The sequence below is a fragment of the Rhodopseudomonas sp. genome (genome assembly GCF_036404135.1).
GTDB lineage: Bacteria > Pseudomonadota > Alphaproteobacteria > Rhizobiales > Xanthobacteraceae > Rhodopseudomonas_A.
In genome coordinates, this window is sequence record NZ_DASWPE010000209.1 from 1 (window position 1) to 24538 (window position 24538).

26 protein-coding genes and 1 tRNA gene are annotated in these 24538 nt (G+C 66.5%); 7 read left to right on the plus strand and 20 right to left on the minus strand.

Annotated elements, in window-relative coordinates:
• Nucleotides 1-17: 17 nt before the first annotated feature.
• Nucleotides 18-104, minus strand: a tRNA-Leu gene (locus tag VGC77_RS22940).
• Between the two features lie 177 nt (nucleotides 105-281).
• Between VGC77_RS22940 and VGC77_RS22945 the strand changes: the two genes are divergently transcribed.
• A complete protein-coding gene (locus VGC77_RS22945) occupies nucleotides 282-1265 on the plus strand; it encodes a complex I NDUFA9 subunit family protein (protein WP_331173865.1) in 984 nt (327 codons plus the stop codon).
• 19 nt (nucleotides 1266-1284) lie between these two features.
• Here the strand turns inward: VGC77_RS22945 and VGC77_RS22950 are convergent, their stop codons facing one another.
• On the minus strand, nucleotides 1285-2091 hold the full coding sequence (locus VGC77_RS22950) for an undecaprenyl-diphosphate phosphatase (protein WP_331173866.1): 807 nt from the start codon (nucleotides 2089-2091) through the stop codon (nucleotides 1285-1287).
• A gap of 181 nt (nucleotides 2092-2272) precedes the next feature.
• On the opposite strand from VGC77_RS22950, the gene VGC77_RS22955 reads away from it, so the two are divergent.
• Together VGC77_RS22955 and queG are read left to right on the plus strand one after the other, a co-directional pair.
• Entirely contained in the window at nucleotides 2273-2965 is a 693-nt protein-coding gene (locus VGC77_RS22955; RefSeq protein WP_331173867.1) for a glutathione S-transferase family protein, read from the plus strand.
• A 246-nt stretch (nucleotides 2966-3211) separates the two neighbouring features.
• Nucleotides 3212-4357, plus strand: coding sequence for a tRNA epoxyqueuosine(34) reductase QueG (gene queG / locus VGC77_RS22960; RefSeq protein ID WP_331173868.1), 1146 nt, complete (start codon nucleotides 3212-3214; stop codon nucleotides 4355-4357).
• Between the two features lie 154 nt (nucleotides 4358-4511).
• On the opposite strand, the gene VGC77_RS22965 is transcribed toward queG, so the two are convergent.
• Nucleotides 4512-5267, minus strand: coding sequence for a sulfate transporter family protein (locus tag VGC77_RS22965; protein ID WP_331173869.1), 756 nt, complete (start codon nucleotides 5265-5267; stop codon nucleotides 4512-4514).
• A 67-nt stretch (nucleotides 5268-5334) separates the two neighbouring features.
• On the minus strand, nucleotides 5335-6279 hold the full coding sequence (locus VGC77_RS22970; protein WP_331173870.1) for a YiiX/YebB-like N1pC/P60 family cysteine hydrolase: 945 nt from the start codon (nucleotides 6277-6279) through the stop codon (nucleotides 5335-5337).
• A 178-nt stretch (nucleotides 6280-6457) separates the two neighbouring features.
• Between VGC77_RS22970 and VGC77_RS22975 the strand changes: the two genes are divergently transcribed.
• Nucleotides 6458-7897 carry a flavin monoamine oxidase family protein gene (locus tag VGC77_RS22975; RefSeq protein ID WP_331173871.1) on the plus strand — a complete coding sequence of 480 codons (1440 nt, stop codon included), beginning with the start codon at nucleotides 6458-6460 and terminating at the stop codon, nucleotides 7895-7897.
• Nucleotides 7898-8246: 349 nt separating this feature from the next.
• Here VGC77_RS22975 and pheT read toward each other — a convergent pair whose 3' ends face one another.
• The 6 genes from pheT to rpmI form a co-directional block, all read right to left on the minus strand.
• Nucleotides 8247-10676 (minus strand): phenylalanine--tRNA ligase subunit beta, encoded by a 2430-nt coding sequence (pheT, locus tag VGC77_RS22980; protein ID WP_331173872.1) that lies wholly within the window; start codon nucleotides 10674-10676, stop codon nucleotides 8247-8249.
• Nucleotides 10673-11140 carry a hypothetical protein gene (locus VGC77_RS22985; RefSeq protein ID WP_331173873.1) on the minus strand — a complete coding sequence of 156 codons (468 nt, stop codon included), beginning with the start codon at nucleotides 11138-11140 and terminating at the stop codon, nucleotides 10673-10675. Before VGC77_RS22985 ends, pheT begins: the two co-directional genes overlap by 4 nt.
• A 3-nt stretch (nucleotides 11141-11143) precedes the next feature.
• A complete protein-coding gene (locus tag VGC77_RS22990) occupies nucleotides 11144-11425 on the minus strand; it encodes a hypothetical protein (protein WP_331173874.1) in 282 nt (93 codons plus the stop codon).
• A gap of 39 nt (nucleotides 11426-11464) precedes the next feature.
• Nucleotides 11465-12565, minus strand: coding sequence for a phenylalanine--tRNA ligase subunit alpha (gene pheS, locus VGC77_RS22995; protein ID WP_331173875.1), 1101 nt, complete (start codon nucleotides 12563-12565; stop codon nucleotides 11465-11467).
• A gap of 214 nt (nucleotides 12566-12779) precedes the next feature.
• Nucleotides 12780-13139 (minus strand): 50S ribosomal protein L20, encoded by a 360-nt coding sequence (rplT, locus tag VGC77_RS23000; protein ID WP_331173876.1) that lies wholly within the window; start codon nucleotides 13137-13139, stop codon nucleotides 12780-12782.
• Nucleotides 13140-13220: 81 nt separating this feature from the next.
• Nucleotides 13221-13421: a 50S ribosomal protein L35 gene (gene rpmI, locus VGC77_RS23005; RefSeq protein WP_011470932.1), complete on the minus strand. Its 201-nt coding sequence runs from the start codon at nucleotides 13419-13421 to the stop codon at nucleotides 13221-13223.
• A 268-nt stretch (nucleotides 13422-13689) separates the two neighbouring features.
• On the opposite strand from rpmI, the gene VGC77_RS23010 reads away from it, so the two are divergent.
• A complete protein-coding gene (locus tag VGC77_RS23010; RefSeq protein WP_331173877.1) occupies nucleotides 13690-14115 on the plus strand; it encodes a hypothetical protein in 426 nt (141 codons plus the stop codon).
• A 210-nt stretch (nucleotides 14116-14325) separates the two neighbouring features.
• On the opposite strand, the gene infC is transcribed toward VGC77_RS23010, so the two are convergent.
• Nucleotides 14326-14865 (minus strand): translation initiation factor IF-3, encoded by a 540-nt coding sequence (gene infC / locus VGC77_RS23015; RefSeq protein WP_041801265.1) that lies wholly within the window; start codon nucleotides 14863-14865, stop codon nucleotides 14326-14328.
• A gap of 358 nt (nucleotides 14866-15223) precedes the next feature.
• Here infC and VGC77_RS23020 point away from each other — a divergent pair, with 358 nt between their 5' ends.
• Nucleotides 15224-16018: an alpha/beta hydrolase gene (locus VGC77_RS23020; RefSeq protein WP_331173878.1), complete on the plus strand. Its 795-nt coding sequence runs from the start codon at nucleotides 15224-15226 to the stop codon at nucleotides 16016-16018.
• A 3-nt stretch (nucleotides 16019-16021) separates the two neighbouring features.
• Here the strand turns inward: VGC77_RS23020 and nth are convergent, their stop codons facing one another.
• Nucleotides 16022-16819, minus strand: a complete 798-nt coding sequence (gene nth / locus VGC77_RS23025; protein WP_331173879.1) for an endonuclease III — start codon at nucleotides 16817-16819, stop codon at nucleotides 16022-16024.
• Between the two features lie 175 nt (nucleotides 16820-16994).
• On the opposite strand from nth, the gene VGC77_RS23030 reads away from it, so the two are divergent.
• Nucleotides 16995-17876 carry a methylated-DNA--[protein]-cysteine S-methyltransferase gene (locus tag VGC77_RS23030; protein WP_414709713.1) on the plus strand — a complete coding sequence of 294 codons (882 nt, stop codon included), beginning with the start codon at nucleotides 16995-16997 and terminating at the stop codon, nucleotides 17874-17876.
• Nucleotides 17877-18074: 198 nt separating this feature from the next.
• Here VGC77_RS23030 and VGC77_RS23035 read toward each other — a convergent pair whose 3' ends face one another.
• The 8 genes from VGC77_RS23035 to VGC77_RS23070 form a co-directional block, all read right to left on the minus strand.
• Complete coding sequence (locus VGC77_RS23035) at nucleotides 18075-18698, minus strand: 2,3-bisphosphoglycerate-dependent phosphoglycerate mutase (RefSeq protein WP_331173881.1); 624 nt, start codon at nucleotides 18696-18698, stop codon at nucleotides 18075-18077.
• 21 nt (nucleotides 18699-18719) lie between these two features.
• Nucleotides 18720-19535: a 4-hydroxy-tetrahydrodipicolinate reductase gene (dapB, locus tag VGC77_RS23040; RefSeq protein ID WP_331173882.1), complete on the minus strand. Its 816-nt coding sequence runs from the start codon at nucleotides 19533-19535 to the stop codon at nucleotides 18720-18722.
• A 510-nt stretch (nucleotides 19536-20045) separates the two neighbouring features.
• Complete coding sequence (locus VGC77_RS23045; protein ID WP_331173883.1) at nucleotides 20046-20348, minus strand: DUF1330 domain-containing protein; 303 nt, start codon at nucleotides 20346-20348, stop codon at nucleotides 20046-20048.
• A 10-nt stretch (nucleotides 20349-20358) separates the two neighbouring features.
• On the minus strand, nucleotides 20359-21066 hold the full coding sequence (gene pyrF / locus VGC77_RS23050) for an orotidine-5'-phosphate decarboxylase (protein ID WP_331173884.1): 708 nt from the start codon (nucleotides 21064-21066) through the stop codon (nucleotides 20359-20361).
• Nucleotides 21067-21086: 20 nt separating this feature from the next.
• A complete protein-coding gene (locus VGC77_RS23055; RefSeq protein ID WP_331173885.1) occupies nucleotides 21087-21665 on the minus strand; it encodes an NAD(P)H-dependent oxidoreductase in 579 nt (192 codons plus the stop codon).
• Nucleotides 21666-21750: 85 nt separating this feature from the next.
• Nucleotides 21751-22353, minus strand: coding sequence for a class I SAM-dependent methyltransferase (locus tag VGC77_RS23060; RefSeq protein ID WP_331173886.1), 603 nt, complete (start codon nucleotides 22351-22353; stop codon nucleotides 21751-21753).
• Nucleotides 22354-22438: 85 nt separating this feature from the next.
• Nucleotides 22439-23578 (minus strand): molecular chaperone DnaJ, encoded by a 1140-nt coding sequence (dnaJ, locus tag VGC77_RS23065; protein WP_331173887.1) that lies wholly within the window; start codon nucleotides 23576-23578, stop codon nucleotides 22439-22441.
• Nucleotides 23579-23757: 179 nt separating this feature from the next.
• Nucleotides 23758-24538 (minus strand): Hsp70 family protein (locus VGC77_RS23070; protein ID WP_331173888.1); only part of this gene is annotated, 781 nt, incomplete at its 5' end.

A 24538-nucleotide genomic window follows, 5' to 3' on the forward strand; every position in this document is an offset into this window, starting at 1 on the left:
TTGGGCATGAGCACGAGTGGTGCCCAGGAAAGGACTCGAACCTTCACGGCCGTGAAGCCACTGGCACCTGAAGCCAGCGCGTCTACCAATTCCGCCACCTGGGCCCGGGCGGGTTAGTACGGATCGGGGGGGCGCTTGTCAAATCGGAAAGTGCGCGAGCCGGCCGGTCGTGCACCGTTTGGTTGACGCCGCATCGCGAAAACGCCAAAACCCCCTTGCTGCAAAGCCGATGCAACAGCGCGGCCGCCGCGGCCTCGACGTCACGCGATAGGATCCCAGCCATGGCCTCGCATCTGGACACCCTCGTCACGGTTTTCGGCGGTTCGGGATTTCTCGGCCGCCACGTCGTCAGCGCGCTGGCCAAACGCGATTACCGCATCCGGGTCGCGGTGCGCCGCCCCGAGCTCGCCGGCCACCTGCAGCCGCTCGGCAAGGTCGGCCAGATCCACGCCGTGCAGGCCAATCTGCGCTATCCCGATTCGGTGAAGGCCGCGGTGCGCGACGCCGGCATCGTGGTCAATCTGGTCGGGATTCTCGCCGAGGGCGGGGCGCAGAAATTCCACGCCGTGCAGGCGCAGGGCGCAGCCGCCATTGCCGAGGCTACAGCGCGCGTCGGCGCCCGCATGGTGCATGTCTCGGCGATCGGCGCCGACCCGCAGTCAGCGTCGCTCTATGCCCGCTCCAAGGCCGCCGGAGAGCAGGCGGTGCTCGCCGCGGTGCCGGAGGCGGTGATCTTGCGGCCCTCGGTGGTGTTCGGCCCCGAGGACCAGTTCACCAACCGATTCGCCGCATTGGCGCGGATCTCCGCCGTGGTGCCGCTGGTCGGCGGCGGCGTCACAAGGCTGCAGCCGGTCTATGTCGGCGACGTCGCCAGCGCAGTGGCCGCGGCGGTCGACGGCGAGGCGCAAGCCGGCGCCACTTACGAGCTCGGCGGCCCGGAAGTGCTGACCATGCGGCAGGTCATCGAGATCATCCTCGACATCATCCAGCGGAAGCGCATCCTGCTGTCGCTGCCGTTCTGGCTGGCGGGGCTGCAGGCGCGGCTGCTGCAATTCGCCCCCGGCGCCCTGAAGCTGACGCCGGACCAGGTGGCGCTGCTGCAGCTCGACAATGTGGTGTCGGACGGGGCCAAGGCCGCCGGGTTGACGCTACAGGCGCTCGGCATCCCGCCGGATTCGCTGCAGGCGATCGCGCCGTCCTATCTGTGGCGGTTCCGCGCCACCGGCCAGTTCCAGCGCAAGGTGGTCGAGCCGAAGAGCTCCTGATTCGCGGCGGCGCGGCGGCCTATTTGCCGAGCGCCAGCGCGATCAGCCCGAGCGTGCCGACGATCACCCGCCACCACGCGAACAGCGTGAAGCCGTGGCGGGTGACATAGGCCAGGAAGGTCTTCACCACGATGATCGCGGTGACGAACGACACCGCAAAGCCGATCGCCACGATCAGCGAATGGTCCATCGTCATGTCGGCGCGGTTTTTATAAAGATCGTAGACGAAGGCCCCGACCATGGTCGGGATCGCCAGAAAGAACGAGAATTCCGCCGCGGCGCGCTTGTCGGCGCCGAGCAGCATGGCGCTGACGATGGTGGCGCCGGAGCGCGACACCCCCGGGATCATCGCCAGGCACTGCGCGCAGCCGACGTAGAAATACATCGGCAGCGGGAAGTCGGTGGCCTCGTGCTCGGTCGGCTCGAGGTCGAGCTGGTCGACCCACAGCAGGATGGCGCCGCCGACGATCAGCGAAAAGCACACCACCCAGGGGTTGAACAGGTAGCTCTTGATGTAGCCGCCGGCGGCGGCGCCGATCACCGCGGCGGGCAGGAACGCCACCAGCACGCCGACGACGAATCGCCGCGCCGCCGGATCGGAGAACATCCCGACCGCGATCCGCGACAGCTTGGCGAAATACAGCGCCAGGATCGCCAGGATGGCGCCGAGCTGGATCAGAATCGCGAAGCTCTTCCAGAAACTGGTCTCGCCGAGGTCGAAGAACCGCTCGGCCAGCAGCAGGTGGCCGGTCGAGGAAACCGGCAAAAACTCGGTGACGCCCTCGACGATGCCGAGGATGACTGCCCTAATGATATCGGAAAGCATCAAATGGCCCGCTGTGGATCGGGATCGGCCCGAAAAAGCCGGGTTCTTCTCGCCTATTCGCCGGCAGGCCGCAACGCCTAAGATGCCGAACCGGCCCGGATGCCGCAAACTGCCGCTTCGCTGGCCCGACACGGCCGGCTGGTGAGGATTTGTTAAGCATCCGATCCCTATCAAGGTCCCCATGTACACGTTGTTTCACCACCCGTTCTGCCCGCTGTCGCGGTTCGTCCGCCTCGCCTTGGGGGAACATGGCCTTGATCTGCGGCTGGTGGAGGAGCGCCCGTGGGAGCGGCGCGCCGCGTTCCTGGCGCTCAACCCGGCCGGAACCACGCCGGTCTTGATCGCCGACGCCCGCCCGGCGATCCCCGGCGCCGGGGTGATCTGCGAATTCCTCGACGAAAGCCATGGCCCTGCGATGGGCGAACGCCGGATGCTGCCGACCGTGATGGACGACCGCATCGAGGTGCGCCGGCTGGTGTCCTGGTTCAACGAGAAATTCTTCGAAGAGGCCAGCGGCCCCTTGGTCACCGAACGGATCTACAAGCGGTTCATGAGCGAGGAGGACGGCGGCGGCCCGCCGGCGATGGACGTGATCCGCGCCGCAACCGCCAATGTGCGCTATCATCTGGCCTATATCGGCTGGCTGGCGCGGACCCGGAATTTTCTCGCCGGCGATCAACTGACCTACGCGGACCTTGCCGCCGCGGCGCATCTGTCGGCGATCGACTATCTGGGCGACGTGCCATGGACCGAGGACGAGGCGGCAAAGGCGTGGTACGCGCGGGTGAAATCCCGCCCGTCGTTCCGCCCGCTGCTCAGCGAATGGCTGGCCGGGGTGCCGGCCTCGCGCACTTATGTCGATCTGGATTTCTGAACGCGCCGGCGCTTGAGCCGCGGACGCAGCGCCGCGCGAAGCGGCGTTGGCTGGCGGCGCGCCACGTTTCAGCGGGTCGTCGCTGCGAACGCAGGGACCCATACGGCGCGGACTTGCATTTTAGCACCGTGGTTGACAATTTTCCCTCGTCTCCAACGCCAGGGGTGATGGGTCCCTGCCTTCGCAGGGACGACATGGGGAGGGGGCGTGCGCGATCGCAGCGGTGCGCCGCATCGACCTGCATTCATGAGTAACGATTTGACCGATCAGCTACGCGTGCAGGCCCGCGCGCTCGGCTTCGACGCGGTCGGGATCTGCGGCGTCGAGGCGATCGCAGGCATCGCTGCGCGGCTCGACGCGTTTCTCGACGCCGGCTGGCACGGCTCGATGGACTGGCTGGCGACCCATCGCGACCGCCGCGCCGACCCAAGGGTGCTGTGGCGCGAGGCGCGTTCGGTGATCATGCTGGGCATGAATTACGGACCCGACGCCGATCCGCGCGCGAACCTCGGCAAGCGAAAGCAAGGCGCGATCTCGGTCTATGCGCAGGGCGACGATTATCACGAGCTGATCAAGCCGCGGCTGAAGACGCTGGCGCGCTGGCTGATCGCGCAGGCCGGCGGCGACGTCAAGGTGTTCGTCGACACCGCGCCGGTGATGGAGAAGCCGCTGGCGCAGGCGGCAGGACTGGGCTGGCAGGGCAAGCACAGCAATCTGGTGTCGCGCGAATTCGGCTCCTGGCTGTTTCTCGGCGCGATCTTTTCCACGCTGGAATTGCCGCACGACACGCCGGAGGTCGATCACTGCGGCTCCTGCCGGGCCTGTCTCGATGCCTGCCCGACCGACGCCTTCGTCGCGCCGTACCGGCTCGATGCACGGCGCTGCATCTCCTACCTCACCATCGAGAACAAGGGGCCGATCCCGCGGCAATTTCGCAAGGCTATCGGCAACCGGATCTATGGCTGCGACGATTGCCTCGCGGTCTGTCCCTGGAACAAGTTCGCCGCGGCGGGGCGCGAGGCCAAGCTCGCGGCGCGCGCGACGCTGCGCGCGCCGCCGCTCGCCGAACTGGCGCGGCTCGACGACGCGGCGTTTCGCGCGCTGTTTGCCAAATCGCCGATCAAGCGGATCGGCCGCGACCGCTTCGTCCGCAACGTGCTGATCGCGATCGGCAACTCCGGCGATGCCGGGCTGGCCGTCGAGGCGGAGCGCTTGCTTCGTGATGACAATCCGCTGGTCCGCGGCGCCGCGGTATGGGCGCTGGCGCAATTGCTGGCGCCCGAGCCGTTCGACGCATTGGCGGCGCAATGGCTCGTCGACGAACGCGACGAGGGAGTGCGCGACGAGTGGCGTGCCAGTGCGCCGCTGCTGGGCCGTTGGGTTTCGCAATAGAAGACCGTCATCCCGGGGCGCGAGGGCGCAAGCCCCAGCGAACCCGGAATCTCGCGGCGCGCACAAGCCTTTCCAACAGCGGAATTCCGGGTTCGCGCGCCGCTGACGCGGCTTGCGCCCCGGAATGACGGCGTATGGCGGCGTAGCTCCGCCCTTACGCCACCGGCAGATCGCTGTGGCGCGGGGCGTCGACGATCAGTTCGGGGCGCGGGCCGCTCAACCGCTTATGCATGTGCACCATGAACGCCATGCCGAACAACGGGGTCGCCAGGTTGACGATCGGGATCGACACGAAGGCCGCGATCACCAGGCCGGCGATGAACACCGTGGTGGCGTATTCCTTGCGCATCGCCTTGGCCTCGGCGACGGGCCGAAACCGCATCGCCGCCAGTTCGAAATATTCCCGGCCGAGCAGCCAGGCGGTGGCGATGAAGAAGGCGATGAAGCCGGCGCCGGCGATGAACACGAACGGCAGCGCCAACAGATACACCACGATGGTCAACAGCGCGGTCTTGGTGCTTTCGGTGATGGCGAGGCCGAACGGCAGCGCCACGCCGGGGCGCTCGTCGGGATAGTATTCGCGCTCGACATGCTCGGCAACGTCGTCGACGAAAAAGCCCGCCACCAGCGAGGTCACCGCCGGCATCAGGAACACCGCGCCGAGCACGACGCCGAGCCCGGCGGCGATCGACAGCACCCAGGCGAGAATGTTGAGCGGCGCATGGAAGCTGGAGCCGAGCGCGGTCTCGGCCCAGACCTCGCCGGATTCCGCGAACCAGCTCAGCGCGCGCTGCAGCCCGATCGCCATCACCGTGATCAGCACCAAAGCGAAGCCGATCGAGCGGTACAGGATGGCGCGCATCGGCGGCGCCAGGATCTGGGTCAGGGCCTTGATGGCGGCGTCGAGCATGATCGCGTTGTCCTCTGTCGTACTCTTCGCCAGAGGTAGCCATGTCGATCGGCTTCGACAAGAGGCGCTAGCCGGCGCGCTGGCGCAGCGGCAGCCGCGCCGGGACGTAATCGACCACGGTGAAATGTTCGGTGACGCGGACCCGCTCGATCATTCCGGCGTCCGCTGCGGCCGGCGGCTGCGGATCAGCCGCGGCCGCGGCGAGCGGCAGCGCATCGACGGCGCCGTGAAACGGATCGTCGGGGTCCGGCACCTCGGCGAGCGGCTTTTGTTTATCGGCCCAATGCAGCGCGGTGTAATCGAAGCCGCTGACGATGGTCGGCTTGACGATGTTGAAATACGGCGAGATGTCGAAATCGCGCGGCATGTACAGCGAGGAATCCCGGATCTGCAAAATCTCGCGGCGCGCGGCGCGGGAGCCGGCGCGGGTGACCCTCGGCAGGATCGGATAGCGCACCGCGTCGAACGCCTGCGCGATCAGCGCCGAACAGATGATCTTGGTCGGATCGCCGGAGCCCAGCGCAATCAGCCTGCGCCGCCAGCGCTGCGGCACCGGCAGCGGAAACAGATAGCGCATCAGATCGAGGATGTTCTTGGTGTCGTAGCCGAAGCCGATCCGGTTGATGGCGTAGCGGCACACCGTGGTGCGGTCCTCATGCGACAGCCCGACCGGCCGGCACAGCCTTGTGTGATAGGGAAAGTAGCGCGATAGCGGCGAGGATTCCACGCCCTCGCCGATATTGGCCTCGATCAGCACGTGCGGCTCGCCGTTGGGCTCGCGGGCGCCGTCGATCGGGCCGACATAGAGTGCTGCGTGCGACCAGGTCGACTGCGTCAGATATTTGATGATGCCGGAGACGCGGTTGTTGCCTTCGACCAGCAGCACGTCGCCGGGCTGCATCACCGCGCGCAGATGGTCCGGATCGCTCGGGGTGAACGGCTCATAGCCCGGCACCTCCTTCTGCAGGTAATCCGCGATCAGCTTGCCGATTCGATCCAGCACGACGCCCATGGCGCTTCTCCGGCAGCCCGCCTGCCCCTCCAAATCATGGGCATAAGCCGTTGCAATTTGGTTCATTGCCACGGCATCGCCGACACATTCCGCTAACCATGAGAGTTGCCGGCTGCGCTGCAATGCGGCAAGTTCGCGGGCGATTTCCATAAATCGTCCAGTTGCGGAAAACCATGCGATGACAATGTCCCGCCGCGAGTTCCTGTCGGCGTCTGCGGCCTTGACGCTGCTACCGGCGCTGCGCTGGCCCGCCGGCGCCGCAGCGTTGCCGCGCGAGGCCGATGTGGTGGTGATCGGCGCAGGCTGCGCCGGCATTGCCGCGGCGCGGCGGATCGTCGCCGCGGGCCGCAAGGTGATCGTGCTGGAAGCCGGCCGGCAGATCGGCGGCCGCTGCCTCACCGACAACGCCAGCTTCGAGGTTCCGTTCGATCGCGGCGCGCGCTGGCTGCACAATCCGGACAGCAACCCGTTGATCAAGCTCGGGCGCGGCGTCGGGCTCGACGTCGCGCCGGCGCCGCCCGGGCAGAAGCTGCGGATCGGCCGCCGCAACGCCCGCCCCAGCGAAACCGAGGATCTGCTCGCCAGCCTGGTGCGCGCCAATCGCGCCATCGACGACGCTGCGCGCAAGGCCGACCTGTCCTGCGCTGCAGCGCTGCCGAAGGACCTCGGCGACTGGGCCGCGACCATCGAGTTCCTGCTCGGGCCCTACGCCACCGGCAAGGACCTGAAGGACCTGTCGGCGCTCGACCAGTTCCGCGCGCAGGACCGCAACGCCATGGTGGCGTGCCGGCAGGGGCTCGGCAGCATGATCGGCAAGCTCGGCGAGGGGCTGCCGGTGGCGCTGTCGACGCCGGCGACGCGGATCACCTGGAGCGGCCGCGAGGTCGGCGTCGAAACCCCGGCCGGGCGGATCGCGGCGCGCGCCGCGATCATCACGGTGTCGAGCAACGTGCTGGCCTCGGGCGCGCTCAAATTCAGCCCGGAGCTGCCGAAGCGGCAGCTCGACGCCGCGGCCAAGCTGACGCTCGGCAGCTACGACCATGTCGCGCTGCTGTTGGCGGGCAATTCGCTCGGCCTGCCCAAGGACGAGATCATGATCGAGCAAAGCAGCGACGCCCGCACCGCGTTCCTGGTCGCCAATATGGCCGGCAGCTCGCTGTGCACGGTCGACGTCGCGGGCGGATTCGGCCGCGATCTGTCGGCGCAGGGCGAGGCGGCGATGATCGATTTTGCCAAGGAATGGCTCGGCAAGCTGTTCGGCAGCGACGCGGTGGCCGACGTCAAGCAGGCCGCGGCGACGCGCTGGAACGAGATGCCCCATGTGCAGGGCGCGATGTCGGCGGCGGTGCCGGGCGGGCAGTTCGCAAGGCGGGTGCTGGCCGAGCCGATGGGTCCGTTGTACCTCGCCGGCGAGGCCACCCACGAGACGCTGTGGGGCACCGTGGACGGCGCCTGGGAGTCAGGCGAGCGCGCCGCCGACGCCGCGCTGAAACGGCTCGCCGGGCTCAAGAGCGACGAGCCGGCGCAACCCGCGCCGCGCAAGCCGAAGAAGCCGCGCCGCGAGCCCGGCGTCTCGGGCGCGAATGCAGGGGATCTGAGCTGGCCGGGAAGGCGGTAGCACCAGTGCCGCGTGGTGATCCGCCGCGACTCTCGGCGTCATCCTGAGGCGCCTGAGCACCGCGAGGGCCTCGAAGGATGGGCCGCAAGCACCGTGTCTGTCATCCTTCGAGGCGCGCAAGAAAGAGCGCGCACCTCACAGCCTGACCGAAAAAGCGATCAACGAAATCAGGCATTCAACGCGTCTTTGCGAGGAGCTCTTGCGACGAAGCAATCCAGGGCCACCCAAAAGAGCCCCTGGATTGCTTCGCTGTTCGGTCGGCGCTGCGCGCCGCCCTCGGCTCGCAATGACAAAACCCCTGATTTTGCTCGCTGCTTTTTCGGTCAGGCTCTCAGGATGACGGCCCGGCTCAGCCGCGCAGCACGCCGCCGGTCTTCTTAGTCACTTCGGCGACGATCTTGCCGCCGATCGCGTCGATTTCCTGATCGGTCAGCGTCTTGTCGCGCGGCTGGATGGTCACCGCGATGGCGACCGACTTCTTCGCCTCGTCGATGCCCTTGCCTTCATAGACGTCGAACACCGTGACTGCGGTGATCAGCTTCTTGTCGACACCCTGCGCGGCGCGGACGATGTCGCCGGCGCGCACGCCGCGATCGACGCTGAAGGCGAAGTCGCGCGACACCGGATGGAACGCGGACAATTCCAGCGTCGGCTTGGCGCGGGTCGGTTTCACCTTGGCGTCCGGAATGCGATCGAGAATCACCTCGAAGGCGACCAGCGGGCCGTCGGCGTGCAAGGCTTCCAGCGCGCGCGGATGCAGCTCGCCGAAATAGCCCAAGACGTTCTGCGGGCCGATCTGGATCGTGCCGGAGCGCCCCGGATGCAGCCAGGCCGGCAATGCCTTGCCGGTTGCGACCTGCAGCGCCTGCATCGGACAGCCGGCGGCGGCCAACACCGCAAAGGCGTCGGCCTTGGCGTCGAGCGCGGAGGCTGCGGCGGAGCCCGACCAGTGCCGGCCGAGCCCGGCCGACGAGGCGATGCCGCGGCGCACGCCGCTCGCCGCAACGAACTGATCCTGCGGCTGGTCGCCCTTGAACACCTGGCCGACCTCGAACAGCGCCAGATCCGCATTGCCGCGATCGGCATTGGCCTGCGCTGCGGCGATCAGGCCGGGCAGCAGGCTCGGCCGCATGTCGGAGAGGTCGGCCGCGATCGGATTGGCGAGCGCCAGTTCGGGCTGCCCGCCGCCGAACAATTCGGCCTGCGGCTTGGAGATGAACGACCAGTTGACCGCCTCGACCAGGCCGCGCGCTGCCAGCCCGCGCTTGGCGCGGCGGGTGCGCAACTGGATCGGGGTCAGCACCGGCTTGCGCGGACTGTCGCCGCGCTCGAACGGCGTCATCGGCACCTTGTCGACGCCGACGATGCGGACGATTTCCTCGACGATATCAGCCTTGCCGTGGACGTCGCTGCGCCACGACGGAATCGCCACCTTCACCACCTGGCCGTTGCCGGCGACCATGAAGCCGAGCCGGGTCAGGATCATCCGCACCTCGACCAGCGGCACCTCGATGCCGGCGAGGCGCTTCACTTCCGCGAGCGGAAAGTCGATCACCCGGTCGTCGCCGAACGCGTTGCCGACCACCACGATTTGCGACGGCGTGCCGCCGCAGAATTCCAGCACCAGCTTGGTGGCGAGCTCCAATCCCGGCACCATGAAGGCCGGATCGACGCCGCGCTCGAAACGATAGCGCGCATCCGAATTGATGCCGAGCCGGCGCCCGGTCTGCGCGATGTTGATCTCGTTCCACAGCGCCGATTCGATCAGTACGTCGGTGGTCTCACTGGAGCAGCCCGAGGCCTCGCCGCCCATGATGCCGGCCAGCGATTCGACGCCATTCTCGTCGGCGATCACGCAGACCTTGGGATCCAGCGTGTAGGTCTTGCCGTCGAGCGCCAGCAGGGTTTCGCCGGCGCGCGCGGCGCGTACGGCGAGATTGCCTTTCACGTTGGCGGCGTCGAACACGTGCAGCGGCCGGGCGCGGTCGAAGGTGAGGTAGTTGGTGATGTCGACCAGCGCGTTGATCGGCCGCAGCCCAATCGAGACGAGCCGCTGCTGCAGCCAATCCGGCGACGGGCCGTTCTTGACGCCGCGCACCAACCGCAGCGCAAAGCCGGGACAGAGCTTGTCGTCTTCGACCACGACCTGCACCGGGCAGGGGAATTCGCCCTTGATCGGCTTGATCGCGGGGTCCTTGAACTTGCCCATGTCGGCGGCGGCGAGATCGCGAGCGACGCCGTGGACGCCGGTGCAGTCCTGCCGGTTCGGGGTGAGGTTGATGTCGAGCACCGGATCGCCGAGCTTGGCCCAGTCGGCGTAGGACGCCCCGACCGGCGCGTCCGCTGGCAGTTCGATGATGCCGTCGATGGCGTCGGGCAGCGCCAACTCGCCGGCCGAGCACATCATGCCCTGGCTCTCGACGCCGCGGATGCTGCCGACGCTGATGGTGAAATCCTTCGCCGGGATATAGGTGCCGGGCGCCGCGAACACCGTCTTCAGGCCGGCGCGGGCGTTCGGCGCGCCGCACACCACCTGCAACGGCTCGGGCTCACCTGCGGAATTTTTTCGGCCGGTGTCGACCTTGCAGACCCGCAGCCGGTCGGCATTGGGATGCTGCTCGGCAGAGATGATCTGAGCGATCGTGAACGGCTTTAACAGCTTGGCCTTGTCCTCGATGGCTTCGACCTCGAGCCCGATCATGGTGAGCCGCTCGGCCAGCCTGTCCAGCGGCTCGTCCGTGTCGAGATGATCTTTCAGCCAGGAGAGCGAGAATTTCATGATGCTCGGTTCTTGAATAGGAGGTGGGCCGCCAGGATTCGGCGATCGTCGGATGAAAGTTGTTCGATGGCCGCGACGACGTCGCGGGCCTGATCGACGAGTTCGCGTGCACGTTTAACGGTAAAGACGCCTTTGGTGGGAGGCAGATAGTCGGCCTTGTGCCGCTCGCTTTGCAGCAGAATCACCGTCGTTCCGATTTCCCGAAGGTTGTCGCGGTCCTTCAACGGACCGGTCGCGAAGGCGCTCTTCAGCGGCCCGTGGTCCAAAGCGCGATACACCCGGATATATTCTTCGGTTGCATCGTCAGACAGCAACGCGCCAGCGCTCGATTTAGCAAGGCTGTGGAAGACCGCATAATACGCCGTGCTCACTGCCCGCCGCCGAAAGGCGCCGCTGCGGCCGCCGCGCTCCAGCAGAAGCTCCGCCGCGTCGAGCAATCGCGATACCATCGTCGGCGAGGCCATGATCTAGTTCACGTCCTCGTCGATTTGCTGGTCGCCGAGGTATTCGCCCTCGAGCAGCACGAACCGCTGCTCGCCTTCACGCAACAGCGCGGTGCGGATTTCGTGCATGGACTTGGTGATCGCTTTGGTCGGTGCGTTCGCATCGGTGTAACGAGCCTTGATACGGACCACGGGACTGCCGTCGAAGTCGATTTCAGAGCGTACTTCTGAACCTTGAAATCCGAACGCACCAAGATTGTCTCTTAGGATCCGCGACGCAATCTGTTCGATGTCATCGTCGTTCATGGGATCACTCCGCTGTTGGCAGCAGCATACCACAGACAATCATGGGTTGCTCAATCCCCCGGCCAGCGTCGGCACGTCGAGCGGCTTGAAGCCGTAGTGATTGAGGAAGCGGACGTCGGCCTCGAACAATTGCCGTAGATCGCTCATGCCGTATTTCAGCATCGCGATGCGGTCGATGCCCATGCCCCAGGCGAAGCCCTGATAGACCTCCGGATCGATGCCGCAGGCGGTCAGCACGTTGGGGTGCACCATGCCGCAGCCGAGAATCTCCAGCCAGTCCTCGCCCTCGCCGAAGCGGATCTCGCCCTTATCGCGGCGGCACTGGATATCGACTTCGAGCGACGGCTCGGTGAACGGGAAGAACGACGGCCGGAACCGCATGTTGATGTTGTCGACCTCGAAGAACGCCTTGCAGAACTCGTGCAGGATCCATTTCAAATGGCCGAGATGCGAGCCCTTGTCGATGACGAGGCCCTCGACCTGGTGGAATTGCGGCGTGTGGGTGGCGTCCGAATCGATCCGGTAGGTGCGGCCCGGACAGACCACGCGGATCGGCGGCGTCTGACTCAGCATGGTGCGCACCTGCACCGGCGAGGTGTGGGTGCGCAGCAGCTTGCGCGAGCCGTCCTCTTTCGGATTGAAGAAGAAGGTGTCGTGCATCTCGCGCGCCGGATGGCCGACCGGAAAATTCAGCTTGGTGAAGTTGTAGTCGTCGGTCTCGATGTCCGGGCCTTCGGCGATCGCAAAGCCCATGTCGGCGAAGATCGTGGTGAGTTCGTCCATCACCTGGCTGAGCGGATGAATCCGGCCCAGCTCGGCGGGCGTCTCGCGCAGCGGCAGGGTGACGTCGATGGTTTCCGAGGCGAGCCGGGCGTCGAGCGCGGCGTTTTTCAGAATGTCGCGCCGCGCGGCGAGGGCGTCGCTGACGACCGTCTTGGCGAGGTTGATCGCCGCCCCCTCGGTCTTGCGCTCCTCCGGCGACATCTTGCCGAGCGTGGCGAGCAGGGCCGAGATCGAGCCCTTTTTGCCGAGCGCCGCGACGCGCACGGCTTCGAGCGCGGCCTCGTCGGCGGCCGCGGCGACGGCGGCGAGAATCTGCGATTGCAGGTTTTCGAGATTCGACTTTTCGAGATCAGACATTGGCGAGCGCCCCGGTCTCCCAGCTCCCCTGGAGGGGAGATCGATCCGCTCAAGCGGATCGGTGGGGATGATGAAAATCGGGGGCGCGCGCGGATCGGCAGGACACCCCACCCCGAACGTCTGCAGCGACGCCTTGGGCGTCGCCGAGCCGTTCGACCCTCCCCCTCCAGGGGAGGGTAAGAAAGGCTTACGCCGCGAGCGCGGCGTCGGACCTTTAGGCCGCGAGCGCGGCCTTGGCCTTCTCGGCGATCGCCTGGAACGCCGCCGGCTCGTTGATCGCCAGATCCGACAGCACCTTGCGGTCGACGGTGATGCCCGACTTGGCGAGCCCGTTGATGAACACGCTGTAGGTCATGCCGAGCGGACGCACCGCGGCGTTGAGACGCTGGATCCACAGCGCCCGGAACGTGCGCTTCTTGCGCTTGCGGTCGCGGAACGCGTATTGCCCGGCCTTGTCGACCGCCGCCTTGGCGGTGCGGATGGTGTTCTTGCGCCGGCCACGGAAACCCTTGGCGAGCTTGTAGACTTTCTTATGCTTGGCGTGAGCCGTCACACCGCGTTTGACGCGAGCCATGACTGATCTCCTTCATCTGGAATGCTGGAATAGCCGCGCGGACGCGGCCTGATGAGGTCGCCGCAGATGCGGCTTGAACGGTCAGGCGTTCGGCAGAAAATACTTCTTGATGTTTTCGCCGTCGGTCTTGAACAGAATGCGCGTGCCGCGCAGCTGACGAATCTGCTTCTTCGTCCGCTTGATCATGCCGTGGCGTTTGCCGGCATGGGCCGACACAACTTTGCCGGTGCCGGTTACTTTGAAGCGCTTTTTGGCGCCCGATTTGGTCTTCAGCTTGGGCATTTGGCTCTCCTATCCCGACGCGCAAGAGTCGCCCGCGAGGGCGGCTGGCCGGCTAAAATGCTCGTTAGAGCGTTGAAAGTGCTCAGTTAAAGTCCACGCGGACAGAACCGGCACGGTCATCGACACGGCAGCCCTTGATCAGCCGGGCGATGAAGGTTGCGCTTATGGCAGAGCGGCGTCAGATTGGCAACGATTAACGCCAAAGCTTATGGCCGGGGCCACTCGCCTCACCACCGGACGATGCCCCTTTTCAGGGAGCCCGACGCCGATGCCGAGCCGACCGAAACCTGTTTCCGCGATCACCCGCTCCGCATGGCACGGATTGCTGGCCGCGGCGTTGCTGGCGCTGCCGATCGCCGCGCCCGACGCGGCGCAGGCAAAGCACGCCCGGCACGCCGCTGCGGCCGGCCTCTATGACGGGGTCTGGAACGTGGAATTCGCCACCGAGGCCGGCAATTGCAGCTCGGGCTACCGGGTGCCGTTCACCGTGACGGGACGACGGGTGTCGTCGGCCGGCGGCGGCAAGGTCACCGGCGGCATCGGCCGCGGCGGCGCGGTGTCGGTGCGGGTCGCGGTCGGCGCCTCGGTCGCCAGCGGCAGCGGCCGGCTCGCCGGCAATGTCGGGGCCGGGCGCTGGAGCGGACTGATTTCCGGCGACCGCTGCAGCGGCGTCTGGCAGGCGAGGCGGGGCTAGCGAGTTGCGGCAGCCTGCGGTGCGGGCTTGCCCGTAAGAGCCCCCACCCCGGCCCTCCCCCGCAAGCGGGGGAGGGTTAGGGTGGGGGGCATCGCGAGGGCGGCGCTTCACCAAGCAGCCTCAGCCACTCAACATCCCCCACCGCACAAGAAAACGGCCCGCCAGAAATCTGACGAGCCCGAATTCTCGATGCTTTGCGGGAGGCTACGCTCAGCGCGGCGCCAGCACCATGACGACCTGGCGGCCTTCGAAGCGCGCGTCCTGCTCGACCTTGGCGTATTCGGCAACGTCGTTCTTGACCTTGTCGAGCAGCTTGGTGCCGATTTCCTGATGCGCCATTTCGCGGCCGCGGTAGCGCAGGGTGATCTTCACCTTGTCGCCTTCCTCGAAGAACCGCTGCATCGCCCGCATTTTCACTTCATAGTCGTGATCGTCGATCATCGGGCGGAGCTTGATCTCCTTGATCTCGACGATCTTCTGCTTCTTGCGGGCTTCGGCGGCCTTCTTCTGCGCCGAATATTTGAACTTCCCGTAGTCCATGATCTTGCATACGGGAGGATTGGTATTGGGCGAAATCTCGACCAGATCCATGCCCGCCTCGGCGGCCATCTTGATCGCGGCGATCGTTTCGATGGTGCCATGATTCAGGCCCGTCTGATCGATCAGCTGGATCTCGTGGTTACGGATTTCATCATTGGTGCGCGGCCCGTCTTTGGTTGCGGCGGGCGGGGCTCTGTTGGGACGGCGAATGGGTGGCTCTCCAATGTTGTGAACGTAGGCGGCGAATGATCAATCAAGGTGTTAGCGGCTTGGTCGATCAGTGATGCGCTGTAACATAGTTACGAGCGTGATCGGACGCAAAAAAGCGCGGTCCATGGTGCTGATCGCGCGACAGTGTGAAGGAATCCGCAACCGGCGGCAAGCGACCAGTCGTCGGATCGTGGCAAAACCATCGTCTAAGCGGCATTTCGGCAACGCCGGCGGCGCTTTATCCCGCGAGCATCCGGGAACTTTTCCCGGCAGGGTGCGTGCCCGGTCCCGGAATCCGCTGCGTTGACGAAACAGCCCGGCTGGATCAGACAACGCAAAACCCCGGGGCAAGTCATCCATGAGCGGCGCAGCCATCGACCTCTCCATCGCCATGCCGTCGTCGATCGAGGTCGGCGTCGGCGCCGAACAGCGGCGGATCGCGGTGCGTGCTCGCGCCGGCGCGGCGCCCGGGCTGTTCTGGCTCGGCGGCTTTCACTCCGACATGACCGGCACCAAGGCGGTGGCGCTCGACGGTTTTGCCGCCGAGACCGGCCGGGCCTGCGTCCGCTTCGACTATTCCGGCCATGGCTGTTCCGGCGGCGGCTTCGCCGACGGCAGCATCAGCCGCTGGCTCGAAGAAAGCATCGCGGTGTTCGACGAGTTCTGCGACGGCCCGCAGATCGTGGTCGGCTCCTCGATGGGCGGCTGGCTGGCGCTGTTGCTGGCGCGGCATCTCGCCGGCCGGCCGACCTCGCGCGCAAACATCGCGGCGCTGGTGCTGATCGCGCCGGCCACCGATTTCACCGAGGCGCTGATGTGGGACGGGTTTTCGCCCGAAATTCGCGAAGAGATCGAGGCCACCGGGAGCTGGCTGCGGCCGTCGGACTATGGCGAGCCCTATCCGATCACCCGCAAGCTGATCGAGGACGGCCGCAAGCATCTCCTGCTCGGCGGCGCCATCGAGCTCGGCTGCCCGGTGCGCATCCTGCAGGGCCGGCAGGACCCCGACGTGCCATGGCGCCATGCGTTCACGCTGGCGGAGCGGCTGCCCTGCGACGACGTGGTGCTGAGCATGATCCCGGACGGCGACCACCGATTGAGCCGGCCGCAGGACATCGCCCGGCTGCTCGCCACGGTGCAGGAATTCGTCTGAGGCTCACACGGTCTTTTCCGGCCAGCGGCACAGATCGTTGATCAGGCAGACCTCGCAGCGCGGCTTGCGCGCGAGGCAGGTGTAGCGGCCGTGCAGGATCAGCCAGTGATGCGCGTGCAGCATGAACTCGGTGGGGATCACCTTCTCCAGCCCGAGTTCGACCGCGAGCGGGGTGTCGCCGGGGGCAAGGCCGGTGCGGTTGGCAACGCGAAACACATGGGTGTCGACCGCCATGGTGCGCTCGCCGAACGCCATGTTGAGCACCACATTGGCGGTCTTGCGGCCGGCGCCGGGCAGCGTCTCCAGTTCGGCGCGGCTACGCGGCACCTCGCCGCCGAACTCCGCGATCAGCTTGTGCGACAGCGCGATCACGTTCTTCGCCTTGGTGCGGTACAGCCCGATCGACTTGATGTAGTCGCGCACCGTGTCTTCGCCGAGATCGAGCATCTTCTGCGGGGTGTCGGCCACCGCGAACAGTGCCCGGGTCGCCTTGTTGACGCCGGCGTCGGTGGCCTGCGCCGACAGCACCACGGCGACCAGCAGCGTGAACGGGTTGAGGTGTTCGAGCTCGCCCTTGGGCTCCGGATTGGCTTTGGCGAAGCGGGTGAACGCCTCGCGCACCTCGGCCGCGCTCCAGGGTTTGGTCTTGGCTTCGGACTTGGATTCGGTCTTGGCTTTGGGCTTGGTTTTCGGCCTGTCCACTGATGTCTTGCCGACCGGCGGCTTGGCGACAGCTTTCCCGGCCTGAGATTTTCCAACCGCAATCTTCGCCCCCGCCGGCGCCTTCAACGTCTTTGCCATTCGCCCCTCGATCTTGACCGCGATCCGCGCCTGCGGCGCGCGGCAATGCTGCCGCCGCGCCGATCGCGGAGCAAGGGCTGGTTGCCGTCGTTTTTTGCAGCCGCGCCCCGATGTCGGGATTCGGGTGGCCGCGTTGTGGCCGCCGGACTAGATCGGAGGCATGATCAATCTTGCCATGACAGAGCATCGCCCCGCCAAGCCCGGCCCGCAAGACGCGGCCTTGCGCGATTATGATTCCGTGCGCCGCGCCATCGGCTTCATCTCGTTGCATTGGCGCGAGCAGCCCGCGATCGAGCCGATCGCCGACGCCGCCGGCGTCACCCCGGACGAATTGCATCTGTTGTTCCGGCGCTGGGCCGGGCTGACCCCCAAGGCGTTCATGCAGGCGCTGACGCTCGACCACGCCAAGGGCCTGCTGCGGGGCTCGGCCAGCGTGCTCGACGCGGCGCTGGATTCGGGGCTGTCGGGGCCGGGGCGGCTGCACGACCTGTTCGTGACGCATGAGGCGATGTCGCCCGGCGAATGGAAGAGCGGCGGCGCCGGCATGGCGCTGCGCTACGGCCTGCATCCCTCGCCATTCGGCACCGCGGTGGTGATCGAAAGCGCGCGCGGCCTGGCTGGCCTTGCGTTTGCCGATCCCGGCGAGGAGGCCGCGGCACTCGCCGACATGCAGCGGCGCTGGCCGCGCGCGAGCTATGTGGAAGACGCCCTGGGCACCGCGGCGCTGGCGCAGCGGGTGTTCGACACAAGGCTGTGGCGCGCCGAGGAGCCGCTGCGAGTGGTGCTGATCGGCACCGATTTCGAGGTCCGGGTGTGGGAGACGCTGCTGAAGATCCCGATGGGCCGCGCGGTGTGCTACTCGGACATCGCCAGCAGCATCGACCAGCCGAAGGCGGCGCGCGCGGTCGGCGCTGCGGTCGGCAAAAATCCGGTGTCGTTCGTGGTGCCGTGCCATCGCGCGCTCGGCAAGGGCGGCGCGCTCACCGGCTATCACTGGGGGCTGACCCGCAAACGCGCCATGCTCGGCTGGGAGGCAGGGCAGGTGGGGACGGAGTGAGGCGCTTAACGCGTTCGTTGCAACATAACGCGACGTCATCCTGAGGAGCGCGCCCAGTTGGGCGCGCGTCTCGAAGGATGCGCCGCAAGCATCTGCTTCGTCATCCTTCGAGACGCCCGGCTATGCGCTTTGCGTTTCGCCGGGCTCCTCAGGATGACCATGCAGGGCTTCGCGGGTAGCGCTTCGGCGTTCTTCGGATTACGCCGCCAGATCGAGCTTCGAGGCCACGGTGGAATCGGCGTTGAGCCGGTAGATCACCGGCGCGCCGGTGGCGAGTTCGCGCTTCAGAATGCCTTCCGGCGTGAGCTTCTCCAGCACCATGATCAGCGCGCGCAGCGAATTGCCGTGCGCCGCCACCAAGGTCCGCTCGCCGCGCAGCACGCAGGGCAGGATCTCCTGCACGTAGTAAGGCAGAGCGCGCGCCAGCGTGTCTTTCAGGCTTTCGCCGCCGGGCGGCGGCACGTCGTAGGAGCGGCGCCAGACATGGACCTGCTCCTCGCCCCATTTCTTGCGGGCGTCGTCCTTGTTGAGGCCCGACAGATCGCCATAGTCGCGCTCGTTGAGCGCCAGATTCTTCTGCGTCGGCAGCCCGGTCTGGCCGAGCTCGTTGAGCATCAATTCGAGCGTGGTCTGCGCCCGCGTCAACACCGAGGTGAAGGCCAGATCGAACACCAGGCCCTGAGCCTTCAATTTCTGCCCGGCGGCCTTGGCTTCGGCGATGCCCTTTTCGGTCAGGCCGGGGTCCTTCCAGCCGGTGAACAGGTTTTTCAGATTCCATTCGCTCTGGCCGTGGCGCACGAGCACGAGAAGTCGATCGCTCATTTGGCTGATTTCCAGTTCTGATCAGATGTCGCTGAGGCCGAGCACGTCGGCCATCGAATAGAAGCCGGGGGCCTGATCGCGCGCCCACAGCGCGGCCTTCAGCGCGCCATGGGCGAAGATCATGCGGTCCTCGGCCTTGTGGGTGAGCTCGATGCGCTCATAGGGGCCGGCGAAGATCACGCTGTGATCGCCGGTGACGGTGCCGCCGCGCAACGACGCAAAGCCGATGTCGCCGGCGTTGCGCGCGCCGGTGACGCCGTCGCGGCCACGGATCGAATGCTCGGCGAGCGCAATGCCGCGGCCGGCCGCGGCGGCCTCGCCGAGCAAGAGCGCGGTGCCGGAGGGGGCGTCGATCTTGGCCTTGTGATGCATCTCGACGATCTCGATGTCGAAGCCGTCGTCGAGCGAGCGCGCCACCCGCTTCACCAGCGCCGCCAGCAGGTTGACGCCGAGACTCATATTGCCGGACTTCACCACGGTGGCGCGCGAGGTGACGGTTCTGATCACCGCGTCGTCGGAGGCGGAGAGCCCGGTGGTACCGATGACGTGGACCAGGCCGCGCTGCGCCGCGATCGCCACATTGGCGATGGTGGCTTCCGGCACGGTGAAATCCACGATGCCGTCGGCCTCGGCCGACAGCGCCCACAGGTCGGGCGACAGCTTGATGCCGCAGGGCGGCAGCCCGGCCAGCGCGCCGGCGTCCTGGCCGAGCAGCGGCGAGGTCGGCGCCTCCAGCGCGCCGGCCAGCACCGCGCCGGGGGTTTCGGCGATGGCGCGGACCAGCGCACGGCCCATCCGGCCGCCGGCTCCCGCAACGATCAGACGCATGTCGGACATGGTTTCGGCCCTCGAACTCTGTCGCGGTATAGCCGGGGCGGGGCGGCCGGGCAACCGAAGCGGGTAGGATGCCGGCGGCGGGCGATGAATTGCTAAGATGAATTGCTAACTCGATGGCACCGGAAATTCGTCGGCGCTCGCGAAGCGGCGTGTCGAAGGGATGCGGCGCGCCGTTCTCCCCTCCCCCTTGCGGGCAGGGCGACCGCACATGGATTTTCGCAGGCCATTGCCTCGCAGCTCTCTTCACCCTTCCCTGGAGGGGGAGGGTCGGCGGGGACCGCGCGTAGCGCGGTACGCGCCGGGGTGGGGTGTGTCGCGCGAACGGCGGATGAACTCTTCGCCACCCCACCCCGCTCGCTGTGCGAGCGACCCTCCCCCTCCAGGGGAGGGTGATCCTCGCAGCAACCGCCAACTTTCATGCGATTGCCCTCCCCGCAAGGGGGAGGGGAGCGCGCTGCCGATGTGGTTAAGTCAGTGATTAGGCGCAGGCTTTGGAGGGCGAAATCCCAACTACGGCTGCGGGCCGTCATAACCCTCGACGATCACCAGGTCGTTCTCGCCATGCGGCTTGCGGAGCGCGACCAGCCGCTGGTAGTCCGGCGAGTAGTAGCAGGCCAGCGCGGTCTCGTAGTCCTTGAATTCAAGCACCACATTGCGCGAGCGCGACGAGCCTTCCGGATTCTCGTATTGTCCGGCGCGGACCAGAAACTTCGCGCCGTATTTGGCGAACACCGCGCCGTTCTGCGAGACGTAGTCCTTGTAGCCGTCCATATTGCTGACGTCGACGCGCGCGATCCAGTAGCCTTTTGCCATGATTCCCCACTCAAGCGGTTGCGGTTGCGATCTCGTCGGCGATGGCGCAGGCCGCGGCCTTCGGATCGGCGGCCTCGACGATCGGCCGGCCGACCACCAGATAATCCGCGCCGGCTTTGATCGCACGCGCGGGCGTCATGATCCGCTTCTGGTCGCCGGCAGCAGCGCCGGCCGGGCGAATCCCCGGCGTCACCAGAGCGAGTTTCGGCCCGACCAGGCCGCGCAGATGCGCCGCCTCTTCCGGCGAACAGACCAGACCGTCGACGCCGATCGCCTGCGCCTGGCGGGCGCGCAATTCGACCAGTTCGCGCACGCCGAGCCGGTAGCCGGCCTCCTGCAAATCGGCGGCGTCATAGGAGGTCAGCACGGTGACCGCGAGAATTTTCAGCCCCGACTTGCCGCGCGCTTCGACCGCAGCCTTCATGGTCTGCGGATAGGCGTGCACGGTGAGAAACGTCGCACCGAGCCCGCTCAGGCTTTCCACGCCGCGGGCCACGGTGTTGCCGATGTCGTGCAGCTTGAGATCGACGAACACTTTCTTGCCGGCATCGGCGAGCCGGCCGACCATCGACAGCCCGCCGGCATAGGCCAGTTGATAGCCGATCTTGTAGAACGACGCGCTGTCGCCGAGTTTTGCGACCATCGCCTCGGCGGCCTCCACGCTCGGCAGATCCAGCGCCACGATCATGCGGTCGCGCGCTTCTATCGTCTCACTCATGGGGACTCACTTCCGGGGGCTCACTTCATCTGCTGGGCGAATTCGATCAACTGCCGCACCAAAGCGCGCAGCGCCTCGATGTCGGCGGAATGTTTCAGCCGGTCGGTGTCGTCATAGGCCTGGTCGGCGAACGACAGCGCGAGCTGATTGGGAATCACCGTGGCGCGACAGCCCGACAGAATCAGCCGTAGCGCCGCCAGACAGCGGGTGCCGCCGAGCCTGCCTTCCGAGGCCGCCGCCAGCGCGAAGGCGCGCTCGCGAAACACCTGGCCCTGGGTCTCGTGCGGATCCTTGACCCGCGATACCCAGTCGATCGCGTTCTTCAACAATGGCGGCGGCGCGGAATTGTATTCCGGGGAGACCAGCAGCACGCCGCGATGCGCGCCGATCATCCGCTTCAGATTGACCGCGTTGGCCGGCACGCCGGACCTCGCCTCAAGATCGGCGTCGTAGATCGGCAACGGATAGTCGGAAAGCGACAGCCGCGTGACCTCGACATCGGCGCGGACGAATTCGTCGATCGCAGCAGCGGCCAGCCGCACGTTGAGCGAGCCGGTGCGCAGCGAGCCGGGAATGACGAGGATCTTGACCGCCGACATGATTCCGATCGCAACTTTGAGAGCCGGAGCCGGTGCCGGCTCCCCGAGAGCATGATGTTATCCGAAAATCCGGATCATGCTCGGATCAGCCCTTGCGATACACCCAAACCCGCGCCGGCGGAATGTTCATCCAGATCCGCTCGGAGGCCTCGGTGGCGACACCGGGCAGCGATTTCGGAATCGGCGGCGCCACCGAATAGGTAAACTGCACGAACGGCGCGCCCGGCGCCAGCATCGCGAAGGAATCGCGAATCAGCCGCAGCCTTGTCAGCATCGGCTTGGTGACCAGCGGCAGACCGGACACCACCGCCGCCGCCGGGGCTTTGAGGATCTTCCACAGCGAATCACGCAGCCGATAGGCGTCGCCCTGCACCACGGTGGCTTGCGGATAGCGCTCGCGCAGCAGCGCACAAAAGCCTGGATTGTATTCGACCAGCACCAGCCGCTTCTGATCGACGCCATGGTCGATCAGCGCGTGGGTGATGGCGCCGGTGCCGGGCCCGAGCTCGATCACCGGATCGTCGGATTCGACGTCGACATAGTTCGCCATGGTGCGGGCGAGCACTTTGCCCGACGGCATCACCGCGCCCATATGGAGAGGTTTTTCGATCCAGGAGCGGAGAAAGCGAACCTCGTCGTCGAGACGGGCAGGCTTTTTCAACGCACGCACGGAAGATTGCAGAGCCATTTGGCTACCAGGCGGGCCGGATCATGAGTGTCAAATTTCTGTTACAAGACGTATAGGTAGCAACACTAGCGGTCAAGCGAGACGGTCAGCTGGCTGCTCCGCGCGTACCGAAGAAGTCCTTGACCTTGGTAAAGAAACCGGCTGCCTCCGGTTGCGTGGCACCGGAAGATAATTTTTCGAACTCGGCCAGCAGCTCCTGTTGCCGCTTGGTCAGGTTCTGCGGCGTCTCGACCACCACCTGCACGTACATGTCGCCCATCTGCCGGGAGCGTAGTACCGGCATGCCCTTCGCGGCGATGCGGAAGCGCCGGCCGGACTGGGTGCCCGACGGCACCTTAACTTTCGACTGCCCCTTGTCGATGGTCGGCACTTCGATCTCGCCGCCGAGCGCGGCCGCGACCATCGAGATCGGAACCCGGCAATGCAGATCTGCGCCGTCGCGCTGGAAAAAGACGTGGCTCGCCAGCGACAGGAAAATATAGAGGTCGCCGGGCGGGCCGCCGCGCAGCCCGGCCTCGCCCTCGCCGGCCAACCGGATCCGGGTGCCGTCCTCGACGCCCTGCGGAATGTTGACCGACAGCGTGCGGTCGCGCTCGATCCGTCCGGCGCCGGAGCAATTCGGGCACGGATCCTCGATCATCTGGCCGCGGCCCTGGCAGCCGGGGCAGGTGCGCTCCAGCGTGAAGAAGCCTTGCGCCTGACGCACCCGTCCGGCGCCGCCGCACATTGAGCAAGTCTTCGGCTTGGTGCCGGCCTTAGCGCCGGTGCCGGAGCAGGATTCGCAGGTCACCGAAACCGGGATCTCGATCTGCGCGGTCTTGCCGACGAAGGCGTCCTCCAGCGTGATTTCCATGTTGTAGCGCAGGTCGGCGCCGCGCTCGCGGCCGTTGCCGCGGCCGCCGCGCTGCCCGGCCATGCCGAACAGGTCTTCGAAAATATCCGAGAATGACGAGGCGAAGCCGGCGCCGAAGCCCGGGCCGCCGGCGCCACCCTGCTCGAACGCGGCGTGGCCGTAGCGATCGTAGGCGGCGCGCTTGTCGCCGTCCTTCAACACTTCATAGGCTTCGTTGATTTCCTTGAAGCGGGTCTCGCTCGAGGCATCGCCGGGGTTGCGATCCGGATGCCATTTCATCGCCAGCTTGCGAAACGCCGCTTTCAGGCTGGAATCGTCAGCGCTCCGATCGACTTCGAGGGTTTCGTAGTAGCAGCGTTTGGTGGTGGACATCCGTCAAATCCGCCTGAAGTTTGTCCTGATCCCGCGAGCGTCCGGAGGAACGCGTCTCAAAGGATGCAACGCAAAACTTTAAAAACCGCCGGCCGCTCGCCGGCTCTTTACGAAAAATGGCCCCGACCGTTCAGACGCGCGCCGCGCTTCCGAGGGTGGGGGCCACGTTCATTGCAGCATCACGCCGACTTCTTCGGCTTGTCGTCGTCGACTTCGGTGAATTCGGCGTCGACCACGTCGTCCTTGGCGGCATCCTTGGCCGCGTCGGCCTCGGCCTGCTGCTTGTACATCGCCTCGCCGAGCTTCATCGAAGCCTGCGCCAGCGTGTTGGACTTCGCCTTGATCGCCTCGGCGTCGTCACCCTTCAAGGCTTCGCGCAGATCGCCCAGCGCGTCCTCGATGGCACGGCGCTCGCTCTCCTCGACCTTGGCGCCGTGTTCGGCCAAGGCCTTCTCGGTCGAATGCACCAGCGCGTCGGCGTGGTTCTTGGCGTCCACCGCCTCGCGCCGCTTCTTGTCTTCCGCGGCGTTGACCTCGGCGTCCTTGACCATCTTCTGGATGTCGGCTTCCGACAATCCGCCGGAGGCCTGGATCCGGATCTGCTGTTCCTTGCCGGTGGCCTTGTCCTTGGCCGAGACGTTGACGATGCCGTTGGCGTCGATGTCGAAGGTGACCTCGATCTGCGGCATGCCGCGCGGCGACGGCGGAATCCCCATCAGGTCGAACTGACCGAGGATCTTGTTGTCGGCGGCCATTTCGCGCTCGCCCTGGAACACCCGGATGGTGACCGCATTCTGGTTGTCTTCGGCGGTCGAGAACACCTGGCTCTTCTTGGTCGGGATCGTGGTGTTGCGCTCGATGATGCGGGTGAACACGCCGCCCAGCGTCTCGATGCCCAGCGACAGCGGGGTGACGTCGAGCAGCAGCACGTCCTTGACGTCGCCCTGCAGCACGCCGGCC